General features: G+C 36.4%; 13 protein-coding genes. 2 read left to right on the forward strand and 11 right to left on the reverse strand.

Annotated elements, in window-relative coordinates; translation table 11 throughout:
* Positions 1-19 precede the first annotated feature (19 nt).
* The 9 genes from CKV71_RS07545 to CKV71_RS07585 form a co-directional block, all read right to left on the reverse strand.
* Positions 20-1,276, reverse strand: a complete 1,257-nt coding sequence (locus CKV71_RS07545; RefSeq protein ID WP_095105397.1) for an aminoacyltransferase — start codon at positions 1,274-1,276, stop codon at positions 20-22.
* A 328-nt stretch (positions 1,277-1,604) separates the two neighbouring features.
* Positions 1,605-2,357, reverse strand: coding sequence for a tryptophan synthase subunit alpha (gene trpA / locus CKV71_RS07550; RefSeq protein WP_095105399.1), 753 nt, complete (start codon positions 2,355-2,357; stop codon positions 1,605-1,607).
* Entirely contained in the window at positions 2,350-3,579 is a 1,230-nt protein-coding gene (gene trpB / locus CKV71_RS07555; RefSeq protein ID WP_095105401.1) for a tryptophan synthase subunit beta, read from the reverse strand. The genes trpA and trpB overlap by 8 nt, the downstream gene beginning before the upstream one ends.
* Positions 3,576-4,205 (reverse strand): phosphoribosylanthranilate isomerase, encoded by a 630-nt coding sequence (locus tag CKV71_RS07560; protein WP_095105403.1) that lies wholly within the window; start codon positions 4,203-4,205, stop codon positions 3,576-3,578. The genes trpB and CKV71_RS07560 overlap by 4 nt, the downstream gene beginning before the upstream one ends.
* A 4-nt stretch (positions 4,206-4,209) precedes the next feature.
* A complete protein-coding gene (trpC, locus tag CKV71_RS07565; protein ID WP_095105405.1) occupies positions 4,210-4,986 on the reverse strand; it encodes an indole-3-glycerol phosphate synthase TrpC in 777 nt (258 codons plus the stop codon).
* Positions 4,970-5,986 carry an anthranilate phosphoribosyltransferase gene (trpD, locus tag CKV71_RS07570; protein ID WP_095105407.1) on the reverse strand — a complete coding sequence of 339 codons (1,017 nt, stop codon included), beginning with the start codon at positions 5,984-5,986 and terminating at the stop codon, positions 4,970-4,972. The genes trpC and trpD overlap by 17 nt, the downstream gene beginning before the upstream one ends.
* The gene (locus CKV71_RS07575; protein ID WP_095105409.1) at positions 5,931-6,554 is read right to left on the reverse strand and encodes an anthranilate synthase component II; all 624 of its coding nucleotides are present in this window, start codon (positions 6,552-6,554) and stop codon (positions 5,931-5,933) included. Before CKV71_RS07575 ends, trpD begins: the two co-directional genes overlap by 56 nt.
* The gene (locus CKV71_RS07580; RefSeq protein ID WP_095105411.1) at positions 6,551-7,960 is read right to left on the reverse strand and encodes an anthranilate synthase component I; all 1,410 of its coding nucleotides are present in this window, start codon (positions 7,958-7,960) and stop codon (positions 6,551-6,553) included. The genes CKV71_RS07575 and CKV71_RS07580 overlap by 4 nt, the downstream gene beginning before the upstream one ends.
* Before the next feature lie 556 nt (positions 7,961-8,516).
* Complete coding sequence (locus CKV71_RS07585; protein ID WP_095105413.1) at positions 8,517-9,557, reverse strand: M42 family metallopeptidase; 1,041 nt, start codon at positions 9,555-9,557, stop codon at positions 8,517-8,519.
* Between the two features lie 134 nt (positions 9,558-9,691).
* Between CKV71_RS07585 and CKV71_RS07590 the strand changes: the two genes are divergently transcribed.
* The gene (locus CKV71_RS07590; protein WP_095105415.1) at positions 9,692-10,789 is read left to right on the forward strand and encodes a prephenate dehydrogenase; all 1,098 of its coding nucleotides are present in this window, start codon (positions 9,692-9,694) and stop codon (positions 10,787-10,789) included.
* Positions 10,790-10,967: 178 nt separating this feature from the next.
* Here the strand turns inward: CKV71_RS07590 and CKV71_RS07595 are convergent, their stop codons facing one another.
* Entirely contained in the window at positions 10,968-12,230 is a 1,263-nt protein-coding gene (locus CKV71_RS07595; RefSeq protein WP_095105416.1) for a Y-family DNA polymerase, read from the reverse strand.
* A 160-nt stretch (positions 12,231-12,390) separates the two neighbouring features.
* Here CKV71_RS07595 and CKV71_RS07600 point away from each other — a divergent pair, with 160 nt between their 5' ends.
* Positions 12,391-12,576 (forward strand): 2-hydroxymuconate tautomerase, encoded by a 186-nt coding sequence (locus tag CKV71_RS07600; RefSeq protein WP_047131142.1) that lies wholly within the window; start codon positions 12,391-12,393, stop codon positions 12,574-12,576.
* Positions 12,577-12,632: 56 nt separating this feature from the next.
* Here the strand turns inward: CKV71_RS07600 and CKV71_RS07605 are convergent, their stop codons facing one another.
* On the reverse strand, positions 12,633-13,652 hold the full coding sequence (locus CKV71_RS07605; protein WP_095105417.1) for an LCP family protein: 1,020 nt from the start codon (positions 13,650-13,652) through the stop codon (positions 12,633-12,635).
* Between the last annotated feature and the right edge of the window lie 69 nt (positions 13,653-13,721).

Consider the following 13,721-nt stretch of genomic DNA (forward strand, 5'->3'; position numbering starts at 1 on the left):
TTTCCCTTCTACCATATGTTTATCTATCTTTGATTTTCTTCAAAGTTGTATAAAGCTTATACATTGGCTTATTAATAGGTGCAATAAAGTCTCCAACATACTCAATTACATCTGCATTAAATCCTTTTTTAAATTTCACAACGCCAGCGTCTTCGGCATCATCTGTAAAATGCCCGCTGATTCCGTAAAAGTTATAACGATTAATACCATGCTCAATAGCATAATTAATCATTTCCCATTGTACAGCGTAACTGCCCGCAAAATGACGGAACTCATTAGCAGTACCGCCTGCATAATAAACGACTTCGAATGGATTGATAATAAAGAAGCCGGCTGAAATCGGCAGCTCATTCCCGTGTTTTTGCTGTAATTCTTTTGCTTCTGCTACTTTTTGGTGATGTGCTTCTAATTGTTTTTCAAGATTTGCTTTCTTTTTCGCAGCTTTTTGATTATCCGGATTTTTATTCAAATCTTTTTCAGCTTTATTGATTTCTTTTTCCAAATTCTTTTGTTCAGTTCCTAACTCATTCAAATATTCATTGAAATCAATATAAGCCATTGGTACTAATACACGGTCTTTATAATGTTTCAAACGATGGTAATAAAACTCATCTTCACGGTCGTCAAAATCTTTAGCTTCAGCCGTATCTTCCATAAAACCTCGGAAAATATCCATATCTTCTTCACCTAAGAAGCGGATTTTAACACCATTTCGTTTTACTTTCTTAGTATTACGTTTACGCAAGCTGTCCATTCCTTTAAGTACATCTTGCGGTGATTTGTCTTTTAAGTCTAAGACTGAATGGAAACGGATTTGAATAATCGGATCAAAGCCTGTTGTAAAACCTTGATGATGATAACCTAAGTCTTCCATTTTATCAAAAATCCAGTCGTTCCCGGCATTTCCCGTAATTTCACCATCATGATTACGATATTGGTATGGTAAGTATGGATCCACACGCAAGTACAATGCGTTATATTGTTTAACATAAGCTTTTAATTCTCTGAAGAAATAATGAACCAGTTCTTTGTTATCATAATCGATAACAGGACCTCTATTTGAATAGAAATATTTAAAGAATTTCATTACTGGTACAGCTGTAAGCAGACAAGCTGCAATCACATTGTCATCATTATCTTTCACACCAACGAGATGTGTTTCAGTTCCTTCAGCAACTTTCAACTCATAGTTGCCTACCATTTGGGTAAAATGGCTGTATGGCATTTTATCAGTAAATGCTCCGAATTCAGCTGTAGTCAAATTGGTAAACTTCATATTTTAATAACTCCTAATTCGTATTCTCTATCTTATTTATCATTTGCAATTATGGATTTCAATCTTAATCATTATACAATACCCGTATAAAAAACTAAAATTGTAACCATTCAAAATAAGGAATGAATTTTATGTATTCGGTGCAGTGTTATAACATTAATTTTTCGTTAATATGTTTTAATGTCGATTATCAGCAAGTTCATATTTTTCCTCGTCTCTCTATCATAACATGCAGTGGTAGATGTTGCTTATGATAACACCTGAAAAACAGGAAGAGGATTGGAACAAATAAATGTCCCAATCCTTCTAATCTCAATCAATATTATATTTATGAATTTGCTGTAGCTTTCGTTTCATCTAATGCACGACGGATGCTTTGTAAATATTCACGAATCGATGTTTCGCTATCATTAGCGAAACGTTTTACAATTTCACTGCCGATGACAATACCATCTGTAAATTCAGAAAGTGTGGCAACTTGTTCTGGATTTCTGATGCCGAAGCCAGCTACTACTGGTACTTCAGCATTTTCTTGAATATATTCGATTTTATTACGCAATTCTGGATGAAACTGTCCGTTTTCTCCAGTTGTTGCGTTCATCGTTACCGTGTAGATAAACCCTTCAGCATGTTGTGCGATCTTTTGAATACGGTCATCTGAAGCGGTCATCGCAATTAATGAAATAATCTTAACGTTGCTGTCTTTAAAGCGCGCTTTCAATTGTTCGCCTAATTCAAATGGTAAATCAGGTATGATTAATCCATATACGCCTGCTTCTTCGCAATCTTGGATGAATTTTTCTTCTCCATAATGCAAGATAATATTATAGTATGTCATTAGTACATACTTTGTATCTTTCAATTCTTCTTTATGTGCTTTTAATTCTTGTAGAATTTTATGCGCGTTCATACCTTCTTCAATCGCTTTGTTGCCTGCCTCCATAATAGTTGGACCATCAGCGACAGGATCAGAGAATGGCAATCCGATTTCTACAATATCTGCACCTTCATCACTTAATACTTTTAAATTAGAAATAAAATCTTTATTTCCCATTATATATGGAATGAATAACTTACTCATTCTCAGCACCTCTTTCTTTCATATATTTTCTGATAGTATCCATGTCTTTGTCTCCGCGTCCAGAAACTGTTACTACGATAATTTCGTCTTTATCCATTGTTGGTGCTAATTTTTCTACATAACTTAATGCATGCGCACTTTCAATAGCTGGGATAATGCCTTCTGCTTTCGTGAAGCGGATTAACGCTTCCATTGCTTCTTCATCTGAAGCACTTGGATATTCAGCGCGACCGATATCGTTGTAATAACTGTGTTCTGGTCCAATACCTGGATAATCAAGACCTGCTGAAATAGAGTGAGCTAAACCGATTTGACCTTCTTCATTTTGTAAAAGATACATTTTTGTACCGTGAAGCACACCGACAGAACCTTTACTGATAGCAAGTGCATGTTTATCTGTATCTGCCCCATCTCCTGCAGCTTCAACTCCGTATAGTTTCACACTTTCGTCTTCCACAAATGGATAAAATGTACCGATTGAATTAGAACCGCCGCCTACACAAGCAACTACTGCGTCTGGTAAACGACCTTCTTTTTCTTGTAATTGTTCTTTAATTTCACTGCCGATGACACTTTGGAAATCACGCACCATAGTTGGGAATGGATCTGGACCAAGCGCTGAACCTAATAGATAGTGTGTGTCATCAACATGACTAACCCAATATTGCAACGCCTTGTTTACGGCATCCGACAGGGTACCTTGTCCGTCAGTTACAGAGACTACTTTTGCTCCTAATAATTCCATTCTAAATACATTCAACGCTTGACGTTGGATATCCTCTTCACCCATAAATACTACAAGTTCCATGTCGAATAATGCAGCAACAGTGGCACTAGCTACACCATGTTGTCCTGCTCCAGTTTCAGCAACTAATTTCTTCTTGCCCATACGTTTAGCAAGTAAAGCTTGGCCTAAAGCGTTATTGATTTTATGGGCACCTGTATGATTCAAATCCTCACGTTTTAAATAAATTTTGGCTCCGCCGAGTTCTTTAGTATATGAATCTGCATAAGTAAGTGGTGTAGCTCGGCCGACATAATCCTTTAAATAACTGGCTAATTCTTCTTGAAAAGCCGGATCATCTTTCGCTTCTTCATAAGCTTGTCTTAATTCTTGAATGGCTGGCATCAACGTTTCTGGGACATAGCGTCCACCGTATTCTCCGAAAAATCCTAGTTCGTCAACTTGTGTTTGAATAGGTTGTTTTGTATCTTTAGTCATATTTGTTTCTCTCCTTTAACATATTCTGCAATCTCTCGCATTTTTAATGGATCTTTTTTTCCATCGGTTTCAATACCGCTCGCTATATCATAGCCGAACGTATTTAGGTTTAATGATTCGAATTGTTGAATCTTTGCTTTATTCATCCCTCCGGCGACTAAATACGGAACATCTTCTATATCATCTAAAATACGCCAATCAAAGGATGTTCCAGTTCCGCCATAATGAATAGAAGGTGTATCTATAATAAAGAGTTCAGTATCATCTTTATATTGCTGTATTTTAGTTAATAATTCTGCGTTCGCAGGTAATGCCTTGATGATTTTGATGCTAGGATACGTTTTTTTACACCATCGCAACAGTTGCTTTTCCTCATCTCCATGGAATTGAACAGCATTAATATTGGTTTTACTTACCAAGAGATTAATAATATCTGAAGTAGGATTGACGACGACTGCTACTCTATAAATGGAATCTGGCACTAAATTGCTGAGTATTTCAATTTCATCGAGAGATTGATGTCGTTTGCTTTTTGGATAATGAATAAATCCTATTGCATCTATATCTTCTTCGACAGCATATTTAATATCATCTTGAGTTTGAAATCCGCAATATTTTAAAAACATAACCTCACTCCTTTTTTAATTGTAAGCTTGGTAAAAATTCTGCCAGATTATCACATTTCATAAGTGATTCTCCTACTAAAATGCCATCTATTCCTGAACCGACAATTTTTTCCACATCTTCTTTATTGTGAATGCCGCTTTCTGAGATATAGTAGAATCCTTTGCGCTTATGTTCTAATATTTCATTCGTATGTTCAACATTCGTTACAAATCGCGTTAAATCTCGATTGTTAACCCCGATAATTTCAGGATGTAAATCATAAGCTCGCCGTAATTCTTGTTTGCTGTGTACCTCTACCAATACATCTAATCCTAATGATTTAGCGTATTGATATAATTCATGCATTTGCTCATCAGTTAAAATGTTGACGATAAGCAGGATAACTGATGCACCTGCTTTATATGCTACATCAATTTGAATCGGTTCAATCATAAAATCTTTGCATAGTACAGGTAACGATGTTTCTTGAGTCAGTTGATTGAGTCTTTCGTAACTGCCTCCGAAATAATATTCGTCTGTCAGTACTGAAATTGCTTGAGCCCCGTATTCTTCGTATTCTTTCACTTGCTTCGATAAATCACGATTCGGTAACACAGGTACCGAAGGGCTTTTCGATTTAATTTCCGCGATTACGGATAAGTGGTCTCTTTCAGCGAGTCGCGTACTTAATTTTTTCTTATATCTGACATCTGTAAATGGCAAACTTCTTAGTAAATCATCATAATAGCCGTCTTCTAATAATTCTTTTTTGTATGCGACAATATCATCCAATATGGTCATACACTTGGCCTCCTGTATTTTTGTATTGTTCAAAGGCTTTGCCCTCATCTATCAATTGTTGCGCAAATTGGATGCCCTCTTTAATCGAATTTGCTTTTTCTGATACATATAAAGCAATACCCGCATTCAATACGACTACATCTCGTTTGCTGGAATGATCTTTGCCTGTCAGGATATCTAAAGTGATTTCTAAATTTTCTGCTGGTGTGCCGCCTCGTAACGTATCGTTCGCTGCTGGTGTTAGACCAACATCTTCAGCATTGAGATAATAAGATGTTACGCCTGTATCTTGGTTTACTTCGTAAATCAAATTGTCTCCGGATAATGTGGCTTCGTCCATACCATTTGCGCCGTGCAGCACAATCGCTTTTTTTCGACCTAAATCGTAAAGTGTTTCAGCCATAGCTTGAGCGAAGTCTGGATTGTAGACCCCTACAACTTGATAATCCAAACGATACGGATGAATCATCGGGCCCAGAATATTGAATATTGTCGGGCCATCCATCATTTTACGAATAGGTTGAATATGTTTCATTACAGGATACGTATCAGTAGCATTCAAGAAAGCCAAACCTTTGCTATTCATTGTCGCTTCCACATCAGGTACAAGTGTAGGCGCGATTCCCATTTTGTTAAGTAAATCAGTACTGCCTGAAGCGGAAGTAATACTCTTATTACCATGTTTCAAGACGTTGACGCCTGCTGCAGCAACTACAAAGGAAACGGTTGTAGAGATATTGAAGCTGTTAGATTTATCGCCGCCTGTTCCACATACACACATGGCTTGAGGATAAACCGGTTGTACTGGGTACATCGTTTGAATCATAGCTTGTACCAGATAAGTCACTTCTACTTGATTCAAAGGTCTTTTAGTATACTCTGACAGCAAAGCTGCTTTATCTTCATTAACGATATCAGGGTCAATTAATGTTTGAATAAATTCATTAATGTCTTGCTGCGTTAAGTTCTTTTGTTGTTGAATTTTTTGAATAAGTGTCATGGCGATGTGCCCCTTTCTCTACAATATGAATGAAATTTTTAATGATATCTGCACCATGCTCTGTTGCAAAGGATTCAGGATGGTATTGAATGCCGTAATGCGGATATTGCGTATGCTCAAAAGACTGAATACAATCAGCTGTTTCACCTGTAATCTTCAACGCTTCTGGAAAATGATTCGGGTCACTAATTAAACTATGGTAGCGCATAATATCAAATTCATCTGGCAAATCTTGATATAAGACTGTCGGTTGAACTTGGTGCATGGTATCGATTTTACCGTGGAGTACAGTTTTACCTTGAATGACTTTTCCGCCGTAATAGCAAGTCAGTGCTTGCGAGCCTAAACAAATACCTAGGATTGGCAAGTCATGATAGTGATCAATAATATTCTTCAAATCATCAGTGTCTTCTGGATGACCAGGCCCTGGTGAGATAATGATACCGTCTGGATTCAAATCAAATACTGATGGGTCATCTGGATATTTTACGATAACGTCTGTTAATCCTGCTGCGATATCTACTAAGTTATAGGTGAATGAATCATAATTATCTATAATCAAAATCATGGCGTAACCTCCAATAAGCTTTTAGCTTTCAATAACGTTTCTTGTAATTCTTTTTCAGGAACTGAGTCATAAACAACTCCGCAGCCGGCTTCGACATTTACGTAAGTATCATCAATCAACATTGTACGGATGGCTAAAGCAAAATCTAAATCATGGTTGCAATTAATGTAACCTACTCCGCCGCTATAAACACCGCGTTTATAAGGATGTACTTCATAAATACGCTCAATCGCTCTCAACTTCGGTGCGCCTGAAACTGTTCCAGTCGGTAAGAGACTTGCAATAATGTCCATTGGAGAAATTTTTTCTTTGAGTTGTCCAGTTACTACGCTGACAATATGCATGACGTGTTCATATTTCTCAATTTCCATTAATTTTTCGATTTTAGAAGAACCTGTTCGGCTGACTCTATGAATATCATTGCGTCCAAGATCGACCAGCATACGATGTTCACTTAATTCTTTTTCATCATTCAGCAATTGAGCTGCATTGGCTTCATCTTCTTCAACTGTGGCACCACGTTTGATGGTACCTGCAATCGGATTTGTAACAACTTCGTTATTCTTCACTTTCACAAAACTTTCTGGTGAACTGCCGACAATGATTGGATTTTCAATATTCAAGTAATACATATAAGGACTTGGATTCTGTCTCTTCAATCTTCGATAAAGTTGATAAGACAGAGGCTGCAGTTTATTTCCAAATTCATGCTTATAACGATAAATTCTTGAAGGTACGACTTGGAACATATCGCCCTCTGTAATCAGCTGTTTGAATTTCGAAACTGTTTGAATAAACTGATTATCAGGAATATTCGGAATTATTTCTTTCTGACTTGCTTTAAAAGAAGTATCCGGTTGATATAAGACAATATCTTGCAATGCTTGCACTTGGTTTTGAACTCTTTGTTCGATTTCGCCTCTCTCTTCATTTGAGAATAGATTAGTAGAGATGACATATAAGTATTCTTTATAGTGATCAAATACATAAACATTTTCAATCATATTTAATTTCACATCAGCTTGTTCTGGATCTGTGTGAATTTCACGGCGTTTTAACACTGGAAACTCATGTCTGACTAAATCAAAACTGCAAGATCCTATAAATCCTGAAATAAAAGGCAAATCTTTTAAATTTTCATCTTCCACTTCTGCGTAATACTTTTGCACGTATGCTTTTAACTTTTGATACGGTTCCTCTGTTTCAGTAATTGTTTCTTTAGGCGTGCGTATCGTTAATTTATCTTCTGTAAGTATCACATCACCATAAATATCAAATGCGACGACTGAATATCTACCCTTAGTTTTATTTTGACTGGCACTTTCTAGGATGATTTTTTTATCTCTTAATTGCGCCAATGCTTCTGGCGTAATATCTGCATTCAATCTCTCATATACAACTTCCATTTACTTATTCTCTCCTTTCGACGACAAAAAAGCGCCCTTGTATTCATTCGACAAGGACGCTTCTGCGCGGTACCACCTATGTTAGCAGTTCTTCACAACTGCTCACTCATTTCCTGATTCAATTTGCAGCTTCCAATAAAACCCAATTCGTTCAACAGAGAGGTTAGTTCACATCAACCACTAACTTTCTGAAAGCTCTTACCTGCTGATCTACTTCATTTTATCTCATCGCTGTATTTTCTTTGTAAAAATTAAAAACACCACAATAACACTATTCCCAATAAGGACGTGTTACCGCGGTGCCACCTTAGTTCAACATTTAAAATGTTCTCATTCTGATATTAAAGTTTAAACAATTTCTTAAAAGCCCCAATTCACATAATATGCTGTACTGATTTACATCCGCCATCAGTTTTCTGTGTGCTACAAAACATATCAGCTACGTTTACTTTTAATTTTTTAATAATGTATTTAGTATGTTACACGTGGTTTTATGGAATGTCAACACTCAACTCTAAATTTTCTGTCATCTTTACAAAAAACTTACACTTAGTCACTAGTCTTCTACTATTTCAGAGAAGATATATGCCTTCAAGAGCGCCTGTGTCGCTTCAATTGAAGTAATGTGTGTACGTTCTAAGGCGTGTGAAGATTCAATACCTGCTCCGAACAAGCCATGTTTGACATCCGCTCCTGCACGTAATGCTGCTGAGGCATCCGAACCATAATATGGATAGATATCTACTTTATATGGAATATTGTTAGTTTCGCAAAGACGTGTGAGATGTTGACGTAATTTTTTATGATAAGGACCAGAAGCATCTTTGGCACAAATAGAAACCGTGTATTCATCAGAAGTCTGACCGTCCCCTAAAGCACCCATATCAAACGCGATGTACTCAACAACTTTACTTGGGATGGAAGCATTCGCTCCATAACCGATTTCTTCGTTATTTGAAATATAGAAATGTGTTGTATAAGGTAATTCTTTTCCGTTTTCTTTATTTTCCTTCAAGAAATCCATAATCATCGCTACACTTGCTTTATCATCTAGATGACGTGATTTAATAAAATCATTTTCGGTAATCTCGGTTCTAGGATCCAAACTGATAAAATCTCCGACTTCAATTCCTAGTTTGCGTGTATCTTCGTCATTATGCGTAACAGCATCGATACGTACTTCCATATGCTCTTGGTTTCTTGGAATATTTTGGTTATCTTTATAAACATGCACAGAAGTTTCATGCATACAGATTGTTCCAGTGTACTCTTTGCCGGAATCAGTATGAATCGTACAATATTCACCTTCAATTGCATTAAATGCGTAGCCTCCGATTAAATCGATTGCTAAACGGCCATCTTCTTTAATTTCTTTTACCATAGCGCCCAATGTATCTACGTGAGCTGTAATGCAACGCTGTTCGACATCATTTTCCCCTTTTACAGTAATCATCAAAGCGCCCTTATTAGTTACGCAAGTTGGATAACCTAATGATTCTGCATAATCCTTGACGTAATCAATTGCTTTGTATGCATCGCCTGATGGACTCGGTATTTCAGTTAAAGTTTTAATTGTTTCTAAAATATTCTTTGTCATGAAAACTCCTCCTTACATTCATTGTAACGATTTAATTTGAAAATAGAAATTGAATTCGCTTTATTCTAGTTGCTTCATCCTATAATTTACTTTATAATAACGCTATTCTGAAAATTTTGACAGAGGTGAGTCTTTTGACACAAAATGTATTATTTGTAGGTCTAGGTTTAATTGGCGGCAGTTTAGCAAGCAATCTTAAGTATTATCAAGATGATATCTTAATTTCAGCTTATGATGCAAATGCAAGTCAATTAGACAAAGCCCTTTCTATTGGTTTAATTGATCAAAAAGTTGAAAACTATCAAGAAGCGGCGTCTGAAGCGGATATTATCATTTATGCGACCCCTGTCCAACAAACAGTTCAGTATTTAAAAAACTTATCAGAGATTGATACTAAACCAGGATTAATTGTAACAGACACTGGAAGCACCAAAGGTACAATACAGCAATTTGAAAAGCAGTTATTAAAAGAACAGCAAATTCATTTAGTCGGCGGTCATCCAATGGCCGGAAGTCATAAATCAGGTATTTTAAATGCTAAAAAGAACTTGTTTGAAAATGCATATTATATTCTTGTGCATTCAGAACCAGAAAACGATCAAGCATCTGCAAAAGTCGAGGCGCTGTTACAAGCTACACGTGCTAAAATAATTGCAACCTCCCCTTCTGAACATGATTTTGTAACGAGTATTGTCAGTCATATTCCGCATATTGCTGCAGCTTTGCTTGTTAACTTAAGCCGGGATCATCAGCAAGACTCTCCTTTAGTTCAACAATTAGCTGCTGGAGGTTTTCGTGATATTACGCGGATTGCTAGCAGCAGTCCAGAAATGTGGAGAGATATTATGCATGAAAATAAATCTTACATTTTGGATGGTATACACGAATGGCAAGCGCAATTAACTAAAGTTGCACAACAAATTGAAAATGATGATAATGAAGGTGTTTTCCAATTTTTCGAACAAGCACGTGACTACAGAAATCAATTACCTTCCAAAACGCCCGGTGCTGTGTCTAGTTCTTATGAATTGTATGTTGATGTCCCTGACGAACCTGGTATGATCAGCAAAGTAACTTCTATCTTGAGTTTACATAACATTTCTATAAGTAACATAAATATTGTAGAAGTCCGCGAAGATATTTATGGCGCCTTACGTATCAGCTTCAAATCCCCTGAAGATCGTGAATTAGGTATTAAATATTTACATGAATTTGATACTTACAGTCTTTAAATAGTATCCAGTCAGAGGTTGGGCCATAATAATGTCTCAGCTCTTCTCTTTGTACTGGCAGTAGCTATCTGTACAGAAAATGCGCTTGTTCCAAGCTTTTTTCTATTCTAGTTAGCTTTGTCGGGGCGGGAAGACGAAATACTTTTAATTAAAAATTATTTCTGTCCCCGCTCCCTTTTTACATTTTATGCCCCGCCATCAGCCCGAGACGACCATATTTCGTTCCGGCATCTGTATAAGATACTGCTTTAGATACAATTCCTTTCCCGTATTTTTGTTGTAATTGATCGATAGTCTTTGCTAGAGCCTCACTGCGTTTTCTTTCATATTCATCTACGAAAAGATTCAATTGCTGAACACCTTCAGGAACAAACTGAGTTAAAGAAATACTTAAAGTACGATACAATAAATCTCTATCGCAAAGCTTATCTGCCCATTTTTCGACCATCTTCCAAATCTCTTTATCTAAATTAGTCGGTTCTTGTAGAGTGAATTGCTTATGCACCCCGCCGCCATCTCTATAACCGAACGCAAAATGAATCGTTCGCGCACGCATTTTGCGTAAGCGCACACGCATCGCTACATCTTCTATCAATTCTTGCATCACCACTTTTGCATCTTCATAGTGATAATCTCGCATCAGAATTTGGCTTTTACAGATAGAAGGATTAGTGGTCTTATATTTCTCTCGAATTTTACTTTGATCGATACCATGTGCGTGTAAATGCAAATCAATTCCTTTAATACCGAAATCCCTTTTCAGATAGCGATGAGGATAATGTGCTAAATCTCCAATGGTAAAAATACCGCGCTTATTTAATTTCTTTTCTGTACGCTTATTGATACCCCAAAACTTATTAAGCGGCTTTATCTTCCATAATTTCTCAGGCACATCTTGGTAACGCCATTCTGCCATCCTATTCGGTTGATGTTTCGCCTCAATATCCATTGCTAATTTACTCAATAGCATATTAGAACCTATTCCCACAGTACAATAAATTTGTGTTTTATCATAAATCTCTTTCATCAGCTTAATACAAAAAGAATGTAAGGTACTGCTGAATCGATGATAGCTGTCTGTTACATCCATAAAGAACTCATCAATACTATATTGATGTAAATCCTCTGGTGGTACATATTGCAAAGCAATTTTGGAAATCATAATAGATACGTCCAGGTACTTGCGCATACTTGGATTAATAATATAAATATCATTCCGATGCGGTATTTCAAATAATCTTGAACCTGTTTTAATACCGATAGCTTTAAGCGGTGGTGTAGCAGCTAATACTACAGACCCCTGCCGCTTTGTATCTGCTACAACTGCTAATTTTGTAGTCATAGGATCGAGTCCTTTAGATATACATGACACGCTTGCAAAGAAACTTTTTTGGTCAATACATAAGATGTCTCTATCTTCTAACAAATGATAATCATACATATTATCGCCCCCGCCATTTGATATTTCTATTATATACGAACATTTGTTCTTATTCAATATAAAAGGGAACAAATGTTCTAAAATTTAGCATACAAATTTTGAATACAACCATTTAAAAAATGCTATAATAACTATGAATTAAACAAAAGGAGGGGTTCACATGCCATTAGTGAACATTAAATTAATTGAAGGACGTTCTGATGAACAATTGAAAGACCTAGTCAAAGAAGTAACAGATGCTGTAGAAAGAACAACTAAAGCAGACCGCAATGCTATCAGCGTAGTATTAGAAGAAATGAAACCTACACATTATGGTGTCGGCGGCGTCAGAAAATCAGATCAGTAATCAAAATAAAAGTAAGCCCGGAAAATCAGAAACAATTTTCCGGGCTTACTTTTTGACTATTTCTTTTTCGTATCCTCTTTTTTAGAATCAGAATTATCTTTTAAGAATTCCTGAATGGCTTTTTTATTTTTCGGCTTATCTACTTCTAAAGCACTGCCGCTTTCCGCTGTTTGAATATCTTGGTAAGTCCCTTTCATCGGTACAGTTAATGTTTTAACGTCTTTATCTCCTCTGATACCGAAATTGACACCCGTTTGAATCAAGGCAGAATCTGGAATATTAGTATTTAAATAACCTCTTAATATACCTGCTACTTTCGGCAATTTGAATACCGCACCAGGTTTGGTCATTTCTTGTTTAAGTGCTTGAATCACTTGCTGTTGTCTGCGCACACGCCCAAAGTCACCTTCTGCGTCATGACGGAAACGAGCGTAGCCCAGCAATTCTTTACCATTTAAATTATGATGCCCTTTTTTCAATGAAACGCCAATGAGCTCAGACATATCCTTCTCAACATCTATCGGTACACCATCCGGCGCTAACTCATCAATCATTTTTTCGAAACCTTTGAAGTCGACAACCGCATAATACTCTGGGTTAATACCATAGTTTTCTACTAAAGCTTTCCGTAATAATTCAGGGCCGCCTAGTGAATAAGCTGCATTAATTTTATAATTTCTGTATCCTGGAATCTTAGCATACGTATCACGCATGACCGAAACAATTTTCATTTTCTTATGAATATAATCATATTGAGCGACCATAATAGAATCTGTACGAGATTTACCACCATCAGATTTATCAGCGCCTAATAGTAAGATAGAAATTTTCCCGTCATTTTTAACGGGACCATTAAACTTTTGAACTTTCATATTTGAATTATGCTTTTTCGCATAATCGATACCGCTTTTATAACCAGACACAGCATACACAATAAATACGATCAAGATAATCAACAGACCCAGCAGAATGAATGGCAGTTTACGTATTTTTTTCTTCATTCTTTTCTTACGTGGAGGAGGCGGACTACCACTGCTTCGTTTATAATTTTCTTTATTATTATCTTCTTCAGTCATTTTTTCCCAACCTTATATCTTCAAAATTGACAGTCTATGTAATATAATTAATACATACTAAAGTTATAT

The sequence above is a fragment of the Staphylococcus piscifermentans genome, from assembly GCF_900186985.1.
GTDB classification, from domain to species: Bacteria; Bacillota; Bacilli; order Staphylococcales; family Staphylococcaceae; genus Staphylococcus; species Staphylococcus piscifermentans.

Excerpts from the sequence above, each read along its gene's own strand:
- trpB (WP_095105401.1), bottom strand. The coding sequence starts at position 3,579 with ATGACTAAAGATACAAAACAACCTATTCAAACACAAGTTGACGAACTA.
- CKV71_RS07605 (WP_095105417.1), bottom strand. The coding sequence starts at position 13,652 with ATGACTGAAGAAGATAATAATAAAGAAAATTATAAACGAAGCAGTGGT.
- trpD (WP_095105407.1), bottom strand. The coding sequence starts at position 5,986 with ATGACACTTATTCAAAAAATTCAACAACAAAAGAACTTAACGCAGCAA.
- trpA (WP_095105399.1), bottom strand. The coding sequence starts at position 2,357 with ATGAGTAAGTTATTCATTCCATATATAATGGGAAATAAAGATTTTATT.
- CKV71_RS07560 (WP_095105403.1), bottom strand. The coding sequence starts at position 4,205 with ATGTTTTTAAAATATTGCGGATTTCAAACTCAAGATGATATTAAATAT.
- CKV71_RS07595 (WP_095105416.1), bottom strand. The coding sequence starts at position 12,230 with ATGTATGATTATCATTTGTTAGAAGATAGAGACATCTTATGTATTGAC.
- CKV71_RS07545 (WP_095105397.1), bottom strand. The coding sequence starts at position 1,276 with ATGAAGTTTACCAATTTGACTACAGCTGAATTCGGAGCATTTACTGAT.
- CKV71_RS07580 (WP_095105411.1), bottom strand. The coding sequence starts at position 7,960 with ATGGAAGTTGTATATGAGAGATTGAATGCAGATATTACGCCAGAAGCA.
- CKV71_RS07585 (WP_095105413.1), bottom strand. The coding sequence starts at position 9,557 with ATGACAAAGAATATTTTAGAAACAATTAAAACTTTAACTGAAATACCG.
- CKV71_RS07575 (WP_095105409.1), bottom strand. The coding sequence starts at position 6,554 with ATGATTTTGATTATAGATAATTATGATTCATTCACCTATAACTTAGTA.
- CKV71_RS07600 (WP_047131142.1), top strand. The coding sequence starts at position 12,391 with ATGCCATTAGTGAACATTAAATTAATTGAAGGACGTTCTGATGAACAA.
- trpC (WP_095105405.1), bottom strand. The coding sequence starts at position 4,986 with ATGACCATATTGGATGATATTGTCGCATACAAAAAAGAATTATTAGAA.